This window comes from Emticicia fontis, assembly GCF_054779675.1.
In genome coordinates this window covers 433394-455826 of record NZ_BAAGXU010000066.1, presented here as the reverse complement: position 1 = coordinate 455826, position 22433 = coordinate 433394, and the positions used below count along the sequence as shown (strand labels likewise).

Annotated in this window: 20 protein-coding genes; 18 read left to right on the top strand and 2 right to left on the bottom strand. The window is 39.7% G+C overall.

Features of this window, described 5'->3' with window-relative positions; genetic code table 11:
* The first annotated feature begins 10 nt into the window (after positions 1–10).
* The 7 genes from ACYVFA_RS27310 (at position 11) to ACYVFA_RS27280 (ending at position 4709) form a co-directional block, all read left to right on the top strand.
* Entirely contained in the window at positions 11–613 is a 603-nt protein-coding gene (locus ACYVFA_RS27310) for a cytochrome c oxidase subunit 3 (RefSeq protein ID WP_460475038.1), read from the top strand.
* A gap of 68 nt (positions 614–681) precedes the next feature.
* Positions 682–1428 carry a cytochrome c oxidase subunit 3 family protein gene (locus ACYVFA_RS27305; protein ID WP_460475037.1) on the top strand — a complete coding sequence of 249 codons (747 nt, stop codon included), beginning with the start codon at positions 682–684 and terminating at the stop codon, positions 1426–1428.
* Between the two features lie 62 nt (positions 1429–1490).
* On the top strand, positions 1491–1826 hold the full coding sequence (locus tag ACYVFA_RS27300) for a cytochrome C oxidase subunit IV family protein (RefSeq protein WP_460475036.1): 336 nt from the start codon (positions 1491–1493) through the stop codon (positions 1824–1826).
* The gene (locus ACYVFA_RS27295; protein WP_460475035.1) at positions 1823–2527 is read left to right on the top strand and encodes an SCO family protein; all 705 of its coding nucleotides are present in this window, start codon (positions 1823–1825) and stop codon (positions 2525–2527) included. Before ACYVFA_RS27300 ends, ACYVFA_RS27295 begins: the two co-directional genes overlap by 4 nt.
* Positions 2528–2538: 11 nt before the next feature.
* Positions 2539–3069, top strand: coding sequence for a DUF420 domain-containing protein (locus tag ACYVFA_RS27290; protein WP_460475034.1), 531 nt, complete (start codon positions 2539–2541; stop codon positions 3067–3069).
* Positions 3070–3073: 4 nt separating this feature from the next.
* On the top strand, positions 3074–3331 hold the full coding sequence (locus tag ACYVFA_RS27285) for a hypothetical protein (RefSeq protein WP_460475033.1): 258 nt from the start codon (positions 3074–3076) through the stop codon (positions 3329–3331).
* A gap of 175 nt (positions 3332–3506) precedes the next feature.
* Positions 3507–4709 carry a Gfo/Idh/MocA family protein gene (locus ACYVFA_RS27280; RefSeq protein WP_460475032.1) on the top strand — a complete coding sequence of 401 codons (1203 nt, stop codon included), beginning with the start codon at positions 3507–3509 and terminating at the stop codon, positions 4707–4709.
* Between the two features lie 33 nt (positions 4710–4742).
* Here ACYVFA_RS27280 and ACYVFA_RS27275 read toward each other — a convergent pair whose 3' ends face one another.
* On the bottom strand, positions 4743–5798 hold the full coding sequence (locus ACYVFA_RS27275; RefSeq protein WP_460475031.1) for a DNA/RNA non-specific endonuclease: 1056 nt from the start codon (positions 5796–5798) through the stop codon (positions 4743–4745).
* A 262-nt stretch (positions 5799–6060) separates the two neighbouring features.
* Here ACYVFA_RS27275 and ACYVFA_RS27270 point away from each other — a divergent pair, with 262 nt between their 5' ends.
* Both ACYVFA_RS27270 and ACYVFA_RS27265 read left to right on the top strand, forming a co-directional pair.
* Complete coding sequence (locus tag ACYVFA_RS27270; protein ID WP_460475030.1) at positions 6061–7896, top strand: family 16 glycoside hydrolase; 1836 nt, start codon at positions 6061–6063, stop codon at positions 7894–7896.
* A 26-nt stretch (positions 7897–7922) separates the two neighbouring features.
* The gene (locus ACYVFA_RS27265) at positions 7923–9848 is read left to right on the top strand and encodes a c-type cytochrome (RefSeq protein WP_460475029.1); all 1926 of its coding nucleotides are present in this window, start codon (positions 7923–7925) and stop codon (positions 9846–9848) included.
* Positions 9849–9854: 6 nt separating this feature from the next.
* Here the strand turns inward: ACYVFA_RS27265 and ACYVFA_RS27260 are convergent, their stop codons facing one another.
* Positions 9855–10733: an AraC family transcriptional regulator gene (locus ACYVFA_RS27260; protein ID WP_460475028.1), complete on the bottom strand. Its 879-nt coding sequence runs from the start codon at positions 10731–10733 to the stop codon at positions 9855–9857.
* Positions 10734–10874: 141 nt separating this feature from the next.
* Between ACYVFA_RS27260 and ACYVFA_RS27255 the strand changes: the two genes are divergently transcribed.
* From ACYVFA_RS27255 to ACYVFA_RS27215, 9 genes are all read left to right on the top strand, one after another.
* A complete protein-coding gene (locus tag ACYVFA_RS27255; protein WP_460475027.1) occupies positions 10875–12527 on the top strand; it encodes a UxaA family hydrolase in 1653 nt (550 codons plus the stop codon).
* A gap of 39 nt (positions 12528–12566) precedes the next feature.
* Complete coding sequence (locus tag ACYVFA_RS27250; protein WP_460475026.1) at positions 12567–13430, top strand: fumarylacetoacetate hydrolase family protein; 864 nt, start codon at positions 12567–12569, stop codon at positions 13428–13430.
* A gap of 1 nt (position 13431) precedes the next feature.
* Positions 13432–14205 carry an SDR family oxidoreductase gene (locus tag ACYVFA_RS27245; protein ID WP_460475025.1) on the top strand — a complete coding sequence of 258 codons (774 nt, stop codon included), beginning with the start codon at positions 13432–13434 and terminating at the stop codon, positions 14203–14205.
* Between the two features lie 18 nt (positions 14206–14223).
* Positions 14224–14562: an L-rhamnose mutarotase gene (locus ACYVFA_RS27240; RefSeq protein WP_460475024.1), complete on the top strand. Its 339-nt coding sequence runs from the start codon at positions 14224–14226 to the stop codon at positions 14560–14562.
* A gap of 92 nt (positions 14563–14654) precedes the next feature.
* A complete protein-coding gene (locus ACYVFA_RS27235) occupies positions 14655–16115 on the top strand; it encodes a sulfatase family protein (protein ID WP_460475023.1) in 1461 nt (486 codons plus the stop codon).
* Positions 16116–16389: 274 nt separating this feature from the next.
* Positions 16390–17763, top strand: coding sequence for an SWIM zinc finger family protein (locus tag ACYVFA_RS27230; RefSeq protein WP_460475022.1), 1374 nt, complete (start codon positions 16390–16392; stop codon positions 17761–17763).
* A 12-nt stretch (positions 17764–17775) separates the two neighbouring features.
* Positions 17776–18981, top strand: coding sequence for a DUF5691 domain-containing protein (locus tag ACYVFA_RS27225; RefSeq protein ID WP_460475021.1), 1206 nt, complete (start codon positions 17776–17778; stop codon positions 18979–18981).
* Between the two features lie 37 nt (positions 18982–19018).
* Positions 19019–20113 (top strand): ATP-binding protein, encoded by a 1095-nt coding sequence (locus ACYVFA_RS27220; protein WP_460475020.1) that lies wholly within the window; start codon positions 19019–19021, stop codon positions 20111–20113.
* 6 nt (positions 20114–20119) lie between these two features.
* Positions 20120–22432: a DUF5682 family protein gene (locus ACYVFA_RS27215; protein ID WP_460475019.1), complete on the top strand. Its 2313-nt coding sequence runs from the start codon at positions 20120–20122 to the stop codon at positions 22430–22432.
* Position 22433 lies beyond the last annotated feature (1 nt).

Genomic DNA, 22433 nt, shown 5'->3' with positions numbered 1-22433 from the left:
TTTAATTAAAATGAGAGAAAAACAGGCGAAGATATCCGCAGATAAAATATTAATCGAAGAGCCAAAAGTTGTGTTATCGGTTAATAAATGGAAATTTATGACATGGCTCTTTATCATTACCATCATTATGCTATTTGCCTCGCAGACAAGTGCATACCTGGTGAGAAGAGCAGAGGGAAACTGGGTTGAGTTTGATATTCCTCAGATATTCTGGTTTAGTACAGTAGTGTTGTTAATAAGTAGTGTTTCGATGCACTTTTCGTTACAAGCAGCTAAGAAGAACAACCAGGCAATGTTGAAAACGGCAGTAGCCATTACATTTGCATTCGGATTGGCATTTTTAGCGATGCAATATCTTGGCTGGCAAAACCTGCAACAACAGGGAGTGTTCTTAAAAGGTAATCCGTCAGGCTCGTTTTTCTATGTATTTACGGGTTTACACATGGCCCACCTTTTAATAGGCTTAGGAATTCTGATTGGAACTTTTATAATGGCCTTCAGAATGAAAATCGACTCAAAGAATACATTGTTGGTTGAAGTATGTGCAACAGCATGGCATTTCCTCGATTTACTTTGGGTATATTTGTTTGTATTTTTATTGTATTTTAGATAAACTTTTTACAATTTCAAGCTTTAAGCAGGTAGCTTTATGGCCTGTTTGAAACTCAGAAACTATCAGCTATGGCAAGTGCAAATAACTCAACGACCGCTGAACATTTGATGTGGAAGGGTGGAATCCAACCAATGAAAGTTGGATACGGAAAATTAATGATGTGGATTTTCCTCCTATCTGATACCTTTACTTTTTCAGCTTTACTGGTTTCTTATGGTTTGGTGCGTTTTAGTTTTCCAACCTTTGAAGGATTAAGAAAAAACTTTGAATTTTCGAATGCCTGGTGGCCAATACCGGAGCGAGTATTTGAAGCTGTTCCGTTTTTGCATGGCATCAGTGCCCCGCTGGTATTCGTAGGTATCATGACATTTATCTTAATCATGAGTTCTGTTACAATGGTACTTGCTGTAGAAGCCGGACACCGTCGTGACAAAGCTGATGTAGAGAAATATATGCTTTGGACGATCTTGGGTGGTATCGCTTTCTTGAGCTCACAGGCTTGGGAATGGGGTCACTTCATCCATGGTACTGAAGAAGGTCTTACTTTAGCAAATGGTACTAAAGTATTTGGTGCTAACCTGGTACAAAACCAATACGGCCCTCCGGCTTTTGCCGATTTCTTCTTCTTCATTACTGGTTTCCATGGTACTCACGTATTGTCTGGAGTAGTATTGAATGTCTTGATTTTCTATAATGCCGCAAATGGTGTATATGAGAAAAGAGGACACTACGAAATGGTTGAAAAAGTAGGATTATACTGGCACTTTGTAGACTTGGTTTGGGTATTCGTATTTACCTTCTTCTACCTTGTGTAGTCTTGATAAGATAATGATTTCGCAATCGTAAGATTGGATAAACTTAAAATATTGAATTAAAAATGGCTCACCATACAGAACATCACGAAGAAAAACTTCCGGCGCAAACCAAAGAAATCTGGAAAACGTTTTGGATACTTTTAATCATCACTTCACTAGAGTTCGTAATTGCATTTACAGTTGATGCAGACCATTATAAATGGACGAAAATCGGAATCTTCATTATTCTGACTATTGTAAAAGCATATTACATCGTTGGTATCTTTATGCACTTAAAACATGAAGTGAAGTCGTTAATATGGACAATAGTATTGCCTTGCATATTTGTTGTGTGGTTGGTTGTAGCGTTAATTGTTGAAGGTGGTTATATCGGTTTAGAACGTTTCTTATTTAAATGAGTAAAAATACTACTAAGGCCGGAATACTAATAGCGATATTAGTAATTCCGGCTTTTATCTTTATATTTCTTAAACTCTTCGGAAATAATTATTACAAGCTTCCGTACATGATGCCTGAAATGGATGAGCATGGACAGGTATTGATGAAAGGAGCAGACACGGTATTTCATAAGATTCCGGATTTCGTGTTGACAGACCAGGACGGAAATCGGTTTTCTTCTCAACAAACGAAGGGTAAAATCTACGTTGCCGATTTCTTCTTTACCCGTTGCGGAACAATCTGCCCGAAACTGAGTTCTGCTATGATACGAGTGCAGGATGTTTTTGCTGATAATCCTGATGTATTAATGGTTTCTCATTCAGTTGACCCTAATCATGATACGCCAGAAGTCTTGAAGGCATACGCTAAAAAGTATGATGCGAAACCTGGCAAATGGTTTTTTCTGACGGGGGATAAGAAAGTAGTGTATGATTTGGGCATTAAAGGCTATAAGTTGCCAGTAGCCGATGCCGCTGAGTATGATAAGAATATCAAGAATATAGATGAAATGTTTATCCATTCAGAAAAGTTGATGCTGATAGATAAAGAGGGATATATCAGAGGTATTTACGATGGCACTTTCAATGCAGATGTGGAGCGCCTGTTGGCAGAAATAAAAGTATTACAGGAAATTTATAAGGATAAAAATAATCCTCGTTAGAGGGAATGAATATGGAAGCACAGTTAGAGAAAAAATCCATGTTATGGATAAATATACTATCGGTAGCAATACCTTTAGTAGTTGCATTGATGTTGGGTATTCGTCAGAAATTTGATTTGGGTGCCTGGACGAAGGTTTTACCGCATGCTATTGGAATTATTAATTCCTTGACAGCCGTTTTATTAATGTACGGTTTCTACATGATTAAACAAAGAAAGATAGAACAACATAAAAATGCCATGACAGGCGCTTTTATTCTGGGCGGTTTGTTCCTGGTTTGTTATGTAGCCTATCATATTTCGAATGCGAGTACGAAATTTGGCGGAGAAGGTTTTATGCGCTATCTTTATTTTTTCGTATTGATTAGTCATATTGGGCTATCTTTTATCGTTTTACCATTAGTACTGAGAACTTATTATTTCTCATGGACTAACCAGATAACACGGCATAGAAAAATAGCCAAGATTGCCTTCCCAATCTGGTTATATGTTTCTATTACAGGAGTAATTGCTTATTTAATGATAAGACCTTATTACGTTTAAGACAATGAAAACATTCAGAATTATATTAACTACAACGATATTTTTATTAATCAGTTGTACATTTTCGATGGCACAATGTGCGATGTGTAGAGCCACCGTAGGCAGTAACTTGAGCGAAGGTCGAGGTGTAATTGGTACAGGTATTAATGACGGTATTTTATACTTATTGGCTGTTACCTATTTATCAATTCCGACTTTGATATTTATCTGGTATCGTAGTGCCAAAAAAGAAATGAATTTAAAACTGAACCTGAACAGATAATCAGCTTTTAAGTCTATTACTTGTTTCAGAAATCTGATGAAAAGAATCTGCTATTTTGAATGGCAGATTCTTTTTTTGTTTCAATTTATTGGGTTTTCTATTTCTTTAGTATCTTGCGTTGCGCTTGTATAGACAAGCACCTTACATACTATCAACCTTAATAATACATTTAACCATGAGTAATAAACCTCATAGAATCGCTATGCTCGGCACCGGGCTGATTGGCTGGTTTTATACAAAATCTCTTCATGAACATCGTCGTCCTGACCGCGTGCAAGTAGTATATTCAAGAAGCGAAGAACGTGGAAAAGCATTTGCAGAAGAATGGAATATTCCGAAGCATACGACAAGTATGGAGGAAGCCATTAAAGATAAAAACGTGAATGTAGTGATTGTAGGCTTACCTAATGATTTACATATGGAGGCCATCAAATTATGCTGCAAATACAAAAAAAGTGTATTATGCACCAAGCCTCTGGCACGTACGGGAGCAGAAGCCAAGAAGATACTGGAAATGGTTGAAAAAGCCGGAATATTTCACGGCTACCTTGAAGACCTGGCGTATACACCAAAAACACTTCACGCTTTACAATCAGTTAAAAATGGAGTAATTGGTCGTGTAACCTGGGCAAGGTCAAGAGAAGCACACCCTGGCCCACACTCAAGTTGGTTCTGGGATCTAAAGAAAGCTGGTGGCGGAGCTATTGTTGATTTAGGTTGCCATTGTATCGAAATTGCCCGTAACTATATTGGTAAAGATATTCAACCTGTAGAAGTGATGTGCTGGGCAGCTACACAAGTAAAACCGATTGAAGCAGAAGACAATGCCATTGCTTTGGTAAAATATGCTAACGGAGCCGTAGCACAATTTGAAGTAAGCTGGTCGTTCAGAGGAGGTATGGATTTGAGAGATGAGGTAGCAGGAACAGAAGGAGTAATCAGAACTGACCACTTTATGCGTACAGGTTTTGAGATGTTTACCGCCGCACAAGAAGCCAGCTATGTAGCCGAAAAAGCTGAAAGTGCTTCGGGTTGGTTGTTTCCGGTAGGTGACGAAGTAAACTCTTTAGGGTATACCCATATGTTTACAGATATGTTTGATAGCCTCGATAATGGCACTACACCAATGGAAAGTTTCTATGATGGCTATATTGTAAACTCAGTAATAGATGCCTGTTATAAATCAGCTAAAACCAAGAAATGGGAGCCAGTTATTATCAAAGACTGGAGAGGTAGAACCGATGTAACAGAGCCTTCACCGTTTGTAGATTATGATGCAGAGCATTGGCATATCAAAGACGAATTCCTGCCTGATGGCCGTAAGAAAGTAATTCTGAAAGTGAAAGCAACGGGTGATATTATCCAACGAGTATTATAAAATAAGAAAGGTGTGGGGTTGCCCACACCTTCTTTATTGTACCCTCGTCCAAGCCTCCCAATCACTGTCTGCTTCTAGTTTATTTTCAATAGTATCAGGTAATTTTGAGAAGAAATCTAAACCGGTAACTCTTTCTACCTCGTCTATTGCCACTACATAACTATTCATGTGTTTGCCAAACAGTGCTTCATTTGGCAATAAAAACGCAATAGCACGGGCATTTTTAGGATTCTTAGGATTGTAATACAACACAATCTTAAAGAAAGACTTAGGCACAGCTACTTGATTATATCGCCCGATAGTTTGCATACCTTTGCTTAAAACCGGACCTGTTACTACATAGAGTTCTTCATCCCGAACTGCCCAACCTCTTATACGACTTTCTATATTCTCCCAGATACCTCTGTTAAAATCTGGTACCTGCGGGCAGATATTACTCATGTAAAAAGTCTCGTTCATCAAATCCTGGCAGCATTTAAAATCTCCGGCAGGCACCATATGCCCACGATCATAGCCTGAATTACTATAATCTGTTGATAAAGCAGAATTGCCCTCTACTTTTTTATCAGGTATAAACTGGTTATCTCCTCTGCTAGCTCGTCCTTTCGTAAATTCACCTCTCAATTTATGAACCACCCAGGCAGGCACTTCATATTTCTCTTCGTAGCGAAGCGTATAGTTTTTATGCTTTACAATTTCATCACTATTACTAATGGCAGGCAGTGCAAAATTCGGAATTTCGTAATCACCAAGTGCCGTTTCATCTTGTTCATCTTTGCCTAAAACTTTTTCTTTAAGCTTATCGAACTTATCAAACAAAGAGCCATCATCTTCTTTGGTACTCTCGTCAGTCTTTTTCTTATTCGAAGCAGTAGCTGTTGATTCATCATCATCTTTTGTAGCCGTAGCTTCGTTATCAGGTTCTGGTGCTTTATAAGGGCTATCTTTGCTGCTAGAACTACCTTTGGTATTAAAAACACTAGATATGGTTTCCCATAATTTGCTTATAGGGCCAGGTTTGTCTTTGTAGTAAAGAAAATAACCAACAGCGAAAAATATCAGAATGAGAATTATACGATTGGATTTCATCTATGAGCTAAAGTGTTAAGGATTTAAAAACCGATAGCAGTTTCGTACTGCAAGTTTACAACAAAACGAAGAAGTATACCATTTCTACATAGCTTTTATTAAAAAGTATTTATGAAGATAAATTTAAGATTTTGTGAAAGAATTGTAAAAAATACACTTAAATTAATTGAAATTCTTAGCTTTTTTTATTATATTTCTCTTTAAAAGCCCTTTCAATTACTGACATTTGCTATTACATTTGCGCTTTCAAACAAAATGTACAATGAAAAGAAAAATCCTAACAAGTCTCATTTTCTGTGGATTACTTGCCAATGCAGTATCGGCACAGCAAATGATTCCATTGAATAACATGGATGCTTTCAGACCGACACAAGGCCAATGGAGCATTGTGGGTGCAGTGGAAGCAGATTTTACAAAACCCAACGACCTACACAAAAAAGACTCTCCAACCAGCACAGGAATTTTATTATGTGAGCACCCTCCCGGAAAATATGGTATAGAAATGGACTTACTCACCAAAATGGAGCACGGAGATTTAGACCTTGACCTTGATTTCATGATGGCGAAAGGCTCAAACTCTGGTATCTATCTGCAAGGACGTTATGAAATTCAATTGTTTGATAGTTGGGGTAAAAAACTGCCTAAATACAACGATGTAGGCGGTATCTATGAACGTTGGGACGATTCAAAACCGGAAGGCTCAAAAGGCTATGAAGGTACTGCTCCTCGTTTGAATGTAGCTAAAGCACCAGGCTTATGGCAAAATATTAAAATCTCTTTTCAGGCGCCAAGATTTGATGCTAATGGCAAGAAAATAGCCAATGCCCGTATTCTTTCTATGTACCTCAATGGTGTGTTGATTCATGAAAATGTTGAATTGACCGGACAAACCAGAGGTGCATGGGTAGACAATGAAGTAGCAATGGGACCACTTCGTTTTCAAGGAGATCATGGTAATGTAGCTATCCGCAATATCAAATACAAAAGCTATAACCAAAAAACATTGTCATTCAAAGACCTGAAATATGGTGTATATAAAGGCAATTTCAGAACGATTGGTGATATAGAAAAAATCAAACCGGAATTAAGCGGAAACCTGAACAGCCTGAACTGGGCAGTAACTAATGCTGAGAACGAGTTTGCTGTAAAATATGCAGGTAAAATTGTGGTGCCGGAAGCCGGAACTTATACTTTTACAACTACGCATGGTGGTAATACAGAAATGAAAATCAACGGTCAGCAAGCCTTTAAAAATGGTTGGATGCAATCAGACCCTGAGGGTAGAAAAGTAACGCTTGATTTACCTGCCGGAGAAGTACCGTTTGAACTATATTACTGGAAGGCTGATGGCTGGTTACAACCATCTTTAGGCTTATATGCCGAATCGGCAACGATTCGTAAACATCCTTTGCACTCTGCAAATTCTACAATGGTAAACAACCCATCTTCACCAATCTTATTAGGTACTGCGGTTGAGCCTGTTTTACTACGCTCGTTCATGGATATTAAAGAGGATGGTAAAAACAAGAGAATTGTACACGCAATTTCGGTAGGAAATAAAGAGAATGTACACTTTACTTATGACTTGGATAACGGTTCAATGTTTCAGGTTTGGAAAGGCAGCTTCCTGAATACTACGCCGATGTGGCATGATAGAGGTGATGGTAGCTCAAGACCTATGGGAAGTTTAACCGTATTAGGCGACACTCCACTGGTATCGGTTTTAGATACACCTGAGAAAGCATGGGGTGCGGTTGATGGTACTTTCCGTACACGTGGATACGAATTAGACGAGAATGGCCAGCCTACTTTCAAATATGATATTTATGGCGCTAAAGTTTCAGATAAAATCACACCTATTGAAGAAGGTAAAATGTTGAAAAGAGACATTGCTGTAAATGGGACAGTGAAAAATCTTTACGCCAGATTAGCCGCGGCTGATGTTATCAGCAAAAATGCTGATGGAAGCTTCAATGTAGGCGATGGTGGCTACCTGATTAAAGTAGATGGAGGCAATGCCGCTATCAGAACTGTAGGTGGAAAGCAGGAATTGATTGCGCCATTGAGCGATAAAATCAGCTATTCGATTATTTGGTAAAACAGAGGCTTTAAAATTCTATGAGAATGAAAAAAATATTTAAAACAATCCTTTTTTCGGTAGCGATGGTTTCTGCGGCTTTTGCCCAGAATACAGCCGAAAATGATTATTATCGCATCATTACGCTACCCGTACCCGAGAACATGTTGCTTGAGGTTGGGGGTATCACCAGCCTGCCAACTGGCGAGGTAGCCTTAGCAACTCGTAGAGGAGATATATGGGTAGTAAGTAACCCATACCTGACAGGTACAGCACAACCGTATTTCAAAAAGTTTGCCAGTGGTTTGCACGAAATCTTAGGCTTAGCTTATAGAAACGGCTCTTTTTATTGTGCGCAGCGTGGTGAATTAACCAAACTGACCGATAAAAACGGTGATGGCAAAGCAGATGTATATGAAACAATTGCTACTTTGCCTATTTCAGGTCATTATCATGAATATAGCTATGGCCCTAAGTTTTTGCCGGATGGCTCTATGATTGTGACCGGTAACGTGGCTTTTGGTGATGAAGAATGGTGGAGAGGTGAAAGTAGAGTGCCTTGGAGAGGTTGGGCTGTAAGAATTACAGAAGACGGTAAAATAGAACCGTATGCCACAGGTATGCGCTCTCCTTGCGGTATCGGTATGATAGATGGTGAATTCTGGTATGGTGATAACCAGGGCGACTGGATGGGTTCAGGCTTTATTGCACAAGTAAACAAAGGTGATTTCATGGGTCACCCTGCCGGCCTACGCTGGACAAGCGACCCTAACTCGCCAGTGAAATTGACTACCGAGCAATTGTATGCCAAAATAAACCCAAGAAAAGATAAAGATGCGAATGGGTATTATATCAAACCAGAGAATATTGAGAACGAAAGAGGAACTTATCTTTTTGAAATGAAAAAGGATATTCCTGAGTTAAAAACTCCAGCTGTATGGCTTCCTCATGGTATTCTGGGTATTTCTACTTCTGAGATTCTGAAAGATGAAACGAATGGTGGCTTTGGCCCATTTGCAGGACAGATATTTGTGGGTGACCAGGGGAAAAGTAATATCTCACGTGTATTTGTTGAGAAAGTAAATGGCGAATACCAAGGAGCATCATTCATGTTCCGCGAAGGCTTCCAATCGGGTATTTTGCGTATGACCTGGGGACAAGACGGTTCGCTATTTGTAGGTGAAACCAACCGTGGTTGGGGTTCGGCAGGTAATTTAACTGCTGGTGTTGAGCGTCTGGTATGGACAGGTAAAATGCCTTTTGAAATGAAAGCAGTAAGAGCTACACCAGATGGTTTTGAAATTGAGTTTACTAAACCAGTAAACAAAGCTACTGCTATCGATTTCAAAAATATTCAGGTTCGTAGCTTTATCTATAAATATCATCCGGTATACGGTAGCCCTCCGGTAGGTGAGAAATTCCTGAATGTAAAAGGCTTGAAAGTTTCAGAAGATGGTATGAAAGTTCGCTTGTTAGTGGATGGTTTAAGAGACCATTTCATTCATGAAATTAAAGCTGATGGGTTGAAAGATACTGAAGGTAAAGGCTTATTACACAGTACGGCTTTTTATACCTTAAATAATATTCCTGCTGGTGAGAAGTTGACAGGCTTTGTGCCTCGTCCGGCTAATTTACCAGTGGCAGGTACAAGTACTAAAGCAGAGAAACTGGTAACACCAGATGATAAAAACGCCGCTAAAACTGCCAAAGCTACAGCGCCTAAGTTTGATGAAATCAAGCCATTATTGCAAAAACATACTTGTGTAGCGTGTCACCAGGCCGAAAAACGTCAGGTAGGTCCGGCGTTTAAGGATATTGCAAAACGCAAGTATTCAAACGAGAAAATCGTAAACTTAATTCATAAGCCAGACCCTAAAAACTGGCCGGGTTATGCGACGGAAATGCCTCCAATGCCACAAGTTCCGAAAGAAGATGGTTTGAAGATAGCTGCCTGGATTAACTCATTGAAATAATATTGATTAAGTTTTTAATCCTCCAAAAACCTGCCGGTACTCGGTAGGTTTTTGTTTTTTCAGGAGTCGGAAAGAACGATTGAAATTAGAGAGATTATGAAACCCACAATCAAAAGCAATCTGCTGAATACTCTTCCGGTTTTCAATCAGCATACGGCAGGCATAACCGATACGTACCTCTGTCAGAAACTGTATATAGGTTTTTTGCGTACGGTTCTTGAAATACCGACAAAAATTAGGCACCGACATATTGGCTATTGTAGCTGCTTCTTCAATCAGAATCTTACGATTGAAATGTGAGAGAGTAAACTCATAGATATGGTTAATGGTATCAGCATCAAAGCGGTGATAAGATTCTACAAAGCCCTCACTACTTAAAAAACTAACCTTGTTTGAGGTAGCAATGAGTTCTAATATCTGTAATAAAAGTGTAATTCGTTGCACACCATTAGCACTATTGAGCAACGTATTTAATAGCACAAGTACTTCTATTTTTGTATCCCCTGAAATCCGCAAACCTCTTTTCGCTTTTTCAAAAAGCCACTTAATATTTTCCAGTTCTTTCAGATGCAGGAAATCCTTTCCAAAACAATCAGGTAAAAACTGAATCACCTGTGCCGTGGCTTTTAGTTGAGAGTTATCAGCAAAATAACTGGCGTCGTTCTTCCAGACATGCGGTAAATAAGCGCCTAGCAAAACCAGATCTCCTTCTTCAAATTCTTCAATACTATCGCCTACAAACCGGGTACCTCTGCTTTGTACAATATGCGTTAGTTCAAGTTCAGGGTGGAAATGCCACTTATCATAAAGGTAGTGTAATTCGTCTTTACGTGATAAAAATGAATAATCGGATGAAATATTAATTTTACGGAGTACTGCCTGCACGAATTATTGATATAATGTTATGATAAAAAGACTTCTTTTGTAAAATTGATAATATTTCATCAAAACTGTATAATATTTCATAAAAAAGCTACCAGAATGAATTGTACTTTTGTAAGATGTTTTTTAACTACCCCTATATTTATGCAACATAAAGTTCTAAAAGTAAATCCTTCAGATAATGTGATAGTGGCACTTCGTAATCTGGAAGCCGGAGAAAGTATTGAATTTGAAGGAGAGACTTACGTATTACCGAGGTCAATTGCCGCAAAACATAAATTTGTTACAGAAGATTTAGAAAAAGGCGACCATGTAACCATGTATGGCGTGTTAGTAGGAAAAGCGACCCAACCAATTAAACGTGGCGAGCAGATTACAACTTTCAACCTGAAACACGAATCAGAAGAATATTCAGTTAGTAAAAGAGTACCTCAAACCGACTGGCAAGCTCCTGATGTGTCGAAATGGGAAAATAGGACTTTTATGGGGTATCATCGTTCTGATGGACAGGTAGGTACCGCCAACTATTGGTTAGTTCTTCCCTTAGTATTTTGCGAGAATCGCAATATTCTGAAACTGAAAGAAGCTTTTGATAAAGCACTAGGATATGCCTTCCCGGATGTATATCTACGTCAGGTAGAGGATTTAGTACACCTGCATCAAAAAGGTGGAGCGAATAACATAGATTCTTATAATCAGGAAAGTCAAACGGATTCAGTTGGTAGACGTTTATTCCCGAATCTGGATGGGATTAAATTTCTGACACATGAGTCAGGATGTGGAGAAAACAATCAGGATTCTGAATTGCTGGCAGCTTTATTTGCGGCTTATGCCAATAATGCCAATGTAACAGGTATCACCGTTCTAAGCTTAGGTTGTCAGAAGACACAGTTTACGGATTTGATGGACGAAATCAAAAAACGTAATCCCGCTTTTGATAAACCTGTGTTGATGTTCGAACAACAAGCTTACGGCACAGAGTTCGACATGATGTCAGCGGCCATCAAAGAAACTTTCAAAGGATTGATTGAAGCCAATAAACTAACTCGTCAGCCTGCTCCGCTATCCAAACTCAATATCGGTTTAAAATGTGGTGGCTCAGATGGATTCTCAGGTATTTCGGCTAATCCGGTTTTAGGTCACTTATCCGATTTAGTAGTGGCTCTAAATGGTACAACTTATCTGGCAGAATTTCCTGAGTTATGTGGTGTGGAACAGGAATTAATCAACCGTTGCATAACCACAGAAAAAGCTGAGAAATTTGAATACCTGATGCGTGATTATGCAGCTAAAGCCGAAGCAGTAGGCGCAGGTTTTGACATGAACCCATCAGCAGGCAATATCAAAGACGGTTTAATTACTGATGCCATCAAATCGGCAGGAGCGGCTAAGAAAGGTGGTACTGCACCGATTGTTGATGTATTGAACTATACTGAATTAGCCAAAGAACCGGGCTTACATTTAGTTTGTACTCCAGGCAATGATGTATTGGCAACGACAGGAAAGGCGGCATCAGGTGCAACAATTATTCTCTTTACTACAGGCTTGGGTACACCAACAGGCAATCCGATTTGTCCGGTAGTAAAAGTTTCTACTAATACCCAACTGGCTAATAAAATGCCTGATATTATCGACTTTAGTTGTGGTGAAATCATAACCGGAGAGAAGACCATTGAGCAAACCGCAGAAGATTTATTAGAGTATTGCATCGATTTAGCCAGCGGTAAAATCCTGACCAAAGCACAAGAATTAGGGCAAGATGATTTCATGCCTTGGAAAAGAGGTGTAAATTTATAGCGATAAATGATTAGTTGACCATTAAGATAAAATAGAGATATGAGATTATTACGATTTGGTGAGTTTGAACAAGAAAAACCAGCCGTTGAACTATTAGACGGCACACGCATAGATGTTTCGGCTTTTGGAGAAGATTATACAGAAAAATTCTTTGCTACTGATGGCCTGGCTCGTTTAGCCGCTTGGGTAGAGACTAATGCAGATACTTGCCCTAAAGTACCTGTCGAGGCAAGATTGGGTTCATGTATCGCTCGTCCGTCTAAAATTGTTTGTATTGGTTTAAACTATGCCAAACATGCCGAAGAGACGAATGCACCGATTCCGAAAGAACCGATTATTTTCTTCAAATCTACTACTGCTCTTTGTGGTCCTTTTGATAATGTGATTATCCCTAAAAACTCTGTAAAAACAGACTGGGAAGTAGAATTAGCTATCGTAATTGGGAAAAAGACATCTTATGTGACAGAAGAAGAGGCGATGGACTATGTGGCAGGTTATGCTTTGCACAACGATTATTCAGAAAGAGAGTTCCAGATTGAGCGTGGCGGACAATGGGTGAAAGGGAAAAGCTGCGATACATTTGCCCCGCTAGGGCCTTTCATGGCTACGAAAGACGAAATTGAAAACCCGAATGATTTACCTTTGTGGTTGACAGTAAACGGAGAAAAACTACAAAACTCTAATACTGACGACATGATTTTTAAAGTCCCTTTCCTGATTCATTACCTGAGCCAGTTCATGACTTTATTACCGGGTGATGTAATTTCTACAGGAACACCTTTTGGTGTAGGTTTAGGTTTCAAACCTCCTCGTTACCTGAATGCAGGTGATGTAGTAGAATTAGGTATCGACGGATTAGGCGTACAAAGACAAACGGCAGTTGCCTATAAAAAAGCTGAATAATATGAATCTGAATTTAAGCGATAAGATAATCATCGTAACAGGTGGTGCTAAGGGAATTGGAGAAGGAATTGTGAAAGCATTGGCAAACGAAGGCGCTATTCCTGTGATTATTGGCAGAAATGGAGCTGATAATGAAAAAACTTTAGAAACCATTGGAGGTAATGGGTTTCAGGTAGCAGCCGAATTGAGCGACCCGGAAGAATGTCGTAAAGCCATAGAACAAGTGGTTGCCAAATATGGCAGAATAGATGGCTTGGTAAACAATGCCGGAGTAAATGATGGCGTAAACCTAGAGAACGGTAGCTACGAGGCTTTTATGGCTTCTTTACATAAGAATCTTGTACATTATTACTTAATAGCACATCATGCTTTACCTGAATTAAAGAAAACCAAAGGAAGCATTGTAAACATCGGCTCTAAAACTGCTGAAACAGGGCAGGGAGGAACTTCAGCCTATGCTGCTGCCAATGGTGGCCGTAATGCTTTGACTCGTGAATGGGCGGTTGAATTGTTGAAATACGGTATTCGTGTAAATGCGGTGATAGTGGCAGAATGTTATACACCTTTGTATGACAAATGGATTAAGACTTTACCGAATCCGGAAGAAACTTTGCAGAAAATTACAGAGAAAATACCGTTAGGAAACCGTATGACAACTGCCGAAGAAATTGCCAATATGGTGGTGTTCCTGCTTTCAGAGCGTTCGAGCCATACGACTGGGCAATTGATTCATGTAGATGGTGGATATGTACATTTAGACAGAGCTTTGATATAACTTAGCCGATTTATTTTTATGAAAAAATATTGTCTGGCACTGGATTTAGTGGATGACGAAACCATGATAGCCGAATACGAAAAGTATCATGAGAAAATTCGTCCTGAAATAGCTGAGAGTATTACTTCGGCAGGTATTTCGGGTATGGAGATTTATCGTATCGGCAATCGGCTGTTTATGATTATGGAAACCGACGATGATTTTTCGTTTGATCGAAAAGCGGAAATGGATGCCAGTAATCCGAAAGTGCAGGAATGGGAAAATCTGATGTGGAAATACCAACAAGCCTTACCGATGGCAAAACCCGGTGAGAAATGGATTTTTATGGACAAGATTTTTGATTTAAAGCAGCGATAAACCGTCTATATAACCTATATCCATAACAGCCATTTGAAAAAGTGGCTGTTATTTTTTTACTTGCATCTCCGAAACTATTCAACTACTGATACATGAGAACCAACATTCTTCTACTCTTAGTCCTTACCTTTTTAATAGGCGCCAGTTCATGGAAAAAGCCTGCTGTGGTATCTACGCCAAACATCATCCTGATTTTTATGGATGATATGGGTTATGGCGATTTAAATAGTACAGGAGCTTTAGATTATCAGACCCCCAATATTGATAAATTAGGTTTCGAAGGTATCCGTTTTACTAACTTCCTGGCCGCACAAGCCGTTTGTAGTGCTTCAAGGGCCGCATTAATGACAGGCTGTTATCCAAATAGAGTAGGTATTGCCGGAGCTTTGAATCCTGCACAAAAAATCGGATTGAATACCGATGAAGTGACGATTGCTGAAATGCTGAAACAAAAAGGCTATGCCACAGGTATTTTTGGTAAATGGCACTTAGGCCATCATAAACAATTCTTACCGCTACAACAAGGCTTTGATGAGTATCTGGGCATTCCGTACTCAAATGATATGTGGCCTGTGGGTTTTGATGGCAAGCCTATTACAGATGAAAACGATTATCGTAAGAAAACCTACCCTACTTTGCCCTTAATTGAAGGAAACGAACAAAAAGAAACGATTACTGATTTATCAGGACAAGACGGATTGACTACTAAATATACTGAAAGAGCAATAGGTTTCATTAAAAAAAATCGGAACAAACCTTTCTTCTTATACCTGCCTCATTCAATGGTACACGTGCCACTGGGCGTATCAGCTAAATTCAAAGGAAAAAGTAAACAAGGCTTATTTGGTGATGTAATGATGGAAGTAGACTGGTCAGTCGGGCAAATCATGAAAACTTTAAAAGAAAATGGTCTGGACAAAAATACCTTAGTAATCTTTACAAGTGATAACGGCCCATGGCTCAACTTTGGAAACCACGCAGGTTCAGCAGGTGGATTCAGAGAGGGCAAAGGTACCGTATTTGAAGGTGGTCAGCGCGTACCTTGTCTGATGCGTTGGAAAGGCACAATCCCCGAAGGCGTAATCTGTAACCAATTGACCTCTACGATAGATATTTTCCCAACTTTAGCTCGTATCTGTGGAACAAATTTACCCGACCGTAAAATTGACGGCGTTGATATTCTTTCTTTAATGAGGGGAAATGTCAATGAAGCCCCTCGTAAATATTTTTATTACTATTATGCCGATAACGAATTAAGAGCTGTTCGTCGTGATAACTGGAAACTAATGTTACCTCATAAAGTAGAACGAACTTACGAAACGGTTTTACCGGGCAATGATGGTTATGGAGGCAAGTATGGAAATATAGAAGTACCACTGGCACTCTATGATTTAAGACGTGATGCAGGCGAAGAATACGATGTAAAAGAACAAAATCCTGCCATTGTAGAAGAACTCCAGAAAGTAGCCGAAATGGCAAGGGAAGATCTGGGTGATAATTTACAGAAAAGACAAGGAAAAAATGTTCGCCCTGTAGGTGTTTTGAAAGAATAAAATTAATAGCAAATGGCTGAAATTTTTCAGCCATTTGTTTCATAAAATAAGCCAATACTTACTAGTATATACGAATAAAAACTGGTATATTTGAATCTGATGTTTTGCTAAAACCAGGAAGTATTTTCTGCTTAAATAAAAGCCGGGAACGATTTTTTTTACCTACATTTTAAAACCAGAATTATACTGAGGGTATATAGTTTTTGCGTTATATCAGTATCCATCAACCTTAAAGCTATTGTTTTAGCTAATTAAATTATTGCTACGATAATTTATGAGTCAATTTACAGAAGACCAGGTAACACAACTTGCTCCAGACGCTGCTTCTCTGAAATCGGGAAAAGATTTAGCTAATGAACGAAAATGGGTATCCTTCAACAGAAACGAACGCGTACTTTGGGGAGAAGTACAAGGCAGTGGCAAAGACCCGTATCGCACCCAGATCGACCTCCAGAATATTGCTTTCAAATGCTCTTGTCCAAGTCGGAAATTTCCTTGTAAACATGGCTTAGGCCTACTATTTATTTTTGCCCGCAATGCCGATACCATCAAGCAAGGGGTAGCAGAACCTGCATGGGTCAACGACTGGATCAGTAAAAGGGTAGACAAGGCCGAGACCAAAGCCGAAAAAGAAAATCAGCCCGAAGAAGATTCAAAGAAAACAGAAAAACAAGCCAAAGACAAAGAAAAACGCCAGAATGAGCGCCAACTGAAAGTAGAAGCGGGCGTGGCTGAATTAGACCTTTGGTTAAAAGACCTTATAAGAACTGGCTTGCTTTCACTCCCTGAAAAAGGAAATGCTTTCTTTGAAAAAACGGCTGCCCGTATGGTAGATGCGCAGGCTACCGGATTGGCCAATCTCGTGCGAGGCTTTAATAAAATCAACTTTTATCAGGGAAATACCTGGCAAACAGAATCCTTAGCTTTAGCAGTAGATATTTATCTTTTATTGGAGTCTTTCAAAAATCTCGACAAGCTACCCCCACTCTGGCAGGAAGATATTAAAAACAGAATGGGCTGGAATGTCTCACAAAAAGACTTATTGGCCGAAGGAAACGACACTAATTCAATAAAAGACAACTGGCTGGTCATAGGCAGACAAACCGAAACAGAAGAAGACATTACGATTCAACGCAATTGGTTATATGGTTGTCAAACAGGCAAATATGCCTTAATCCTGAATTTCGCTTATAAAAATACTCCCATGCCTAACCTGCTCATGGTTGGTGGTTTTGTCTATACTACATTGATATTTTATCCATCCAATGCGCCATTCAGAGCTATCTTGAAAGACCAGGGAAATAATAAAAACAGTATTGATACATTTTCTTCCGGGGGTGTTTTCAATAATTGGGATGCCATGCAGGCTACTTTTGCCCAACAACTGGCAGTAAACCCCTGGCTGGACGATATGCCTTATCTGGTCGAACAATTAGTATTGGTCGTAAACAATACCCAATGGTTTTTAAAAGATTCAGTAGGAGCGCTGATGCCTTTGCATTCGTCTTTTACTGATAAGCGTATTTTGCATTTATTGGCACTTACTGGCGGAAGACCTGTAGATTTATTTCTGGTAAGAACCGGAAATACTATCCTGCCATTAGGAATTATGAACCAATCTACACGAACCTATCAACTGCTGAAGTAAACCTTATTGCCTATGGAAGCCTGGAAACAATTTGTAAATACTGCTTTGTTGGGTACTGAAAAATTACCCTTATCAGCAGATATATTACCCAAAAAAATTCAGGAAAAACTGATAAATGTCGATGCCACCGAACGGGAGGGCTATTTTATGAAAGCAGCAACCCTGATGCTTGCTTACAAAAAAGCCGGGGAAGAGGTTGACAATAGTGTAATGCCTGCCATTGTACCTGCCGAAGAAGAAATACAGACTTATTGCAGTCAGGAAGCAATTGTCGTATTAAAAAAGCTACTCAATCAGAATCCGCTCAATATTGCACTGTTTTCTTTCTGGATGGAAAAAACAATCACCAATAACTGGGTTTTACCGTCTGATATGCTGGTTACAATCCTTGATTTAGGTACTGATAAAAAGGCCAGATTTATCAGAGAAAATATCAGGAAAACTATTGGTAAAAGAGGCGAGTGGCTCATTCAGTTTAATGAAAACTGGCAGTATGCACGGCCTTTATACGAAGAAAAAGGCTGGCAAGAAGGTAGAATTGCCGAACGCAGAGAAGCATTTGAAATCACGAGAAAAAATGAGCCGGGTAAAGCTTTTGAATGGCTGAAAGCCTCATGGTCTGAAGAAACAGCCAAAGACCGGAAAGATTTCTTATTGATGCTTGAAAAACAATTGACTATAGAAGAAGAATCATTTCTGCAAGAAGTAAAAAGTACTTTAAAGGCAGATAAAAATCTGGAAAAGGCTATTAATAAAGAAATATTAGCGATAGTTGAATCGCTTCTGCAAAAAATAGAAAAATTGAAAGGTAAAAGCCAGCCAGTTAAAGAAAAATCAAGTTTTCTGGGTAGTTTGTTTAAGAAAATGCTCCCTGAAACTACACCTGAAGAAAAGGAATTTCTGACAGAAGTAAAATGGCAGAACTACGAAGAGACCAATAGAAAACTGGAAGCCTTAAGTCAACTCTCATGGTCGGCAGAGTTTAGCCAGAAGATATTAGAAAGTATCAAGCCCGATCAGACCAATTATTATCAGGCTAATTATTACGCCCCGTTTATCCTGGAACTATGCCGGAGCTTTCACCCACAGACCAGCAATTACTTGAATGGTGTTTTGCAATCAAACGCCGTAGACTGGCAGCATAATCAATATAAAGAAAAAATAGTCGTGCCGCTACTGCAAGCGTTTGATACGCTGGCAGAAATCGAGCGTCTTTAAAATATACCAAGTCCATAAAACCAAAAATAAAAACAGAATGAATGCTTTACGTCAATATGCCGAAATTCAGTTTGCTGAAGAATTAGATGAATTAAAAAAGCAGGATAAAGCTGTCGGAAGCACCAATAAACTTCCGCCCAACTGGTTGATGTCTCCTCAGTCGGTAGTTACTTATCTGGTGGGAGGAAAACTTAAAAATGGTTTTGAAATCAGTCCTAAATATATAGGCAGCCGTCGATTGATGGAGATTGCCGTGGCAACACTCACAACCGATAGAGCCCTATTGTTATATGGTTTACCCGGAACGGCAAAATCATGGGTAGCTGAGCATCTGGCAGCGGCTATTTCTGGCAATTCTACTTTATTGGTTCAGGGGACAGCAGGCACAGGCGAAGAAGCCATTCGTTATGGTTGGAACTACGCCAGATTATTAGCAGAAGGCCCAAGTGAAAATGCCCTGGTAGTAACACCCATGATGAAAGCCATGAAAGAAGGCAGAATAGCCCGCATTGAAGAATTGACCCGTATCACAGCTGATGTGCAGGATACGCTCATTACGATATTGTCTGAAAAAATGATGCCTATTCCTGAACTAAGCACAGAAGTACAGGCCATAAAAGGATTTAATGTGATAGCCACTGCCAATAATAGAGATAAAGGCGTAAACGAATTATCTGGCGCCTTAAAACGCCGTTTCAATACTGTTATTTTACCTGTTCCTGAATCACTGGAAGAAGAAATAGAGATTGTGCAACGTCGCGTAAATAGTTTATCAAAAGCATTAGAATTGCCTGCGGAAGCTCCCGCTTTAAGAGAAATTCAGAGAATTGTCACGATTTTTAGAGAATTAAGAGCTGGAGTTACGGCTGACGGTAAAGTGAAAATCAAAACGCCAACAGGTACGATGAGTACAGCCGAGGCTATTTCTGTAGTAAATAGTGGCTTGGCTTTAGCTGCTCATTTTGGCGATGGTCGACTTAATTCGCAAGACCTTGCTGCAGGTTTAGTAGGGGCTGTGGTAAAAGACCCTGTACAAGACAAAGTGGTCTGGAATGAATACCTGGAAACAGTTATAAAGCCCCGCGAAGAGTGGAAAGATGTGTATAGGGCATGTAAGGAAATAACCCTGTAAAAGCGCATGATTCATATATTAGGAATCCGTCATCATGGGGTTGGTTCGGCAAAAAATGTATTGGCGATGCTCGAAAAGCTATCTCCCGATATGATTTTGGTCGAAGGCCCGCCGGAATTAGACGCAGTTGTCTCATGGATTGGCCAGAATGGATTGAAACCTCCGGTATCCATCTTAGGCTATAATATAGACAATCCCAAACAAGCCGTTTTTTATCCTTTTTCTGAATTTTCGCCGGAGTGGCAGGGCATTGCTTATGCCAATGCTAAGGGAATACCTGTCAGAATGCTTGATTTACCTCTGGCAATCAGCTATCAATTAGATATTGATAAAGAGGAGGCAAGACGAAAATCAGAAGCAGAAAAAGAACAAAGCCGGATTGAAAAAAACGAAGAAGAGCAGAGAATTGAGGAATTAACGGAAGAAATAACCGAACAATTTCTTGCTATACCCCGAAAAGAACCCATTGCATACTTCGTAGAAATAGCGGGCTATACCGATAGTGAATTATGGTGGGAGCATCAGTTTGAGCAAAAATATTCCTCAGCCAATGCCGAAGACCATTTTGAAAGCATCATGCTGATGATGGAAAACCTGCGTGAAGCACAGATTCCTTCATCGCTGGAAGTTGAAAATGTCTATCGGGAGGCGTATATGCGCGAAATCATCCGAAAGGCGCAGAACGAAATGTATTCGACTATCGTCGTGATTTGTGGCGCTTGGCACGCACCCGTATTAAGAGACCTCGAAACAACAGCCAAGGGCGATACCAAAATTTTCAAAGGCCTGCCTAAAACCAAAATAAAAGTCGGCACAACCTGGGTACCGTGGACTAATGCGCGTCTATCGATGTTCAGCGGATACGGTGCGGGTATCACCTCACCGGGTTGGTACAGGCATTTATGGAAATATCCTGACGATATGGGTATTCGTTGGCTTTCTAAAGTAGCCCGTTTGTTTCGTAATAAAAAGATGGATATTTCTACGGCTCATGTGATAGAAACTTTTCGTCTGGCAGAGTCTTTATCGGCATTGAGAAATCTATCTCGTCCGGGTTTGTATGAGCTTTCCGAAGCTACCTTGTCCGTGATGTGTATGGGTGATAATATCCTGCTTGAATTGGTAAAGCAGGAATTGATTGTGGCGAATGTAATGGGCAAAGTACCTAAAGAATTACCCAAACACCCGCTACAGGAAAACTTCGAAGAAATTGCCCGTAAATTACGCCTGCCTCTATCTGCCGATTGGAAAGACTTTGAACTGGATTTAAGAAAAGAATTAGACCTCAACCGTAGTATATTCCTTTATCGTTTAGAAGCCTTAGATATACCTTGGGGCAAGCGTGCCTATGCTCGCTCAAAAGGTACATTCAAAGAAGCATGGCGATTGAAATGGGAGCCGGAAATGCTGATTGACTTGATAGAGAAAAGCATCTGGGGCAATGGCATTGAAACCGCAGCAACCACTTATTTACTAGATAAAGCCCAACGCTCGCAGTCCATTGCTGAGTTAGCTGTATTCATTCAACAAGCCATTCCTGCCGAGCTTTTTGTCTGTATCGAAAAACTGCTATTTAAGCTCAACGAAATAGCCAGTATCTCAGCCGATATTGCCGAACTGATGAAAACAGTTGTGCCTTTGGCAAGTGTCAGTCGATATGGTAATGTGCGTAAAACAGACCTTTCTACCATCAATACTTTGGTAGAAGGCTTTATCACCCGCATTTCGATTGGTCTGGCTAACGCTTGCTATGGTTTAGATGAGGCTACTTCTGAACAGATGTTTGAGAATATCAAACAGGTAAACGAAGCTGTTCGCCTATTAGAAACTGATACTTTGACACAGGTATGGCAAAAAGCCTTGTTTGAATTATTGGATAAACAAGGAGTTCACCCGATTATTACGGGTTGTACCTGCCGTTTATTGTTTGATGTAAAGCGGATAGACGAACAGGAAACTGCTAAACAATTTGGTTTAGCCTTATCAACAGGACAATCGGCTATTTATTCAGCCGGATGGCTTGAAGGCTTCCTGAAAGGCAGCAGCATGATTTTGCTATTGGATAATACCCTCTGGAATTTACTATACAAATGGGTAGCCGAGCTACAAGGCGATTCGTTCATTGAACTTTTACCTATCATGCGCCGGACATTCTCCAAATTTGAAGTAGCCGAACGCAGACAATTAGGTGAAAAAGCCAAAAAAGGTATCTCAATAGCCAACGTGGTAGTAGAAGACCACGAAGAAGCTAAAAACTTTAATATTGAACGCACCGAAGGCGTATTAAATACCATTGCTGAATTATTAAATATCAACTAAA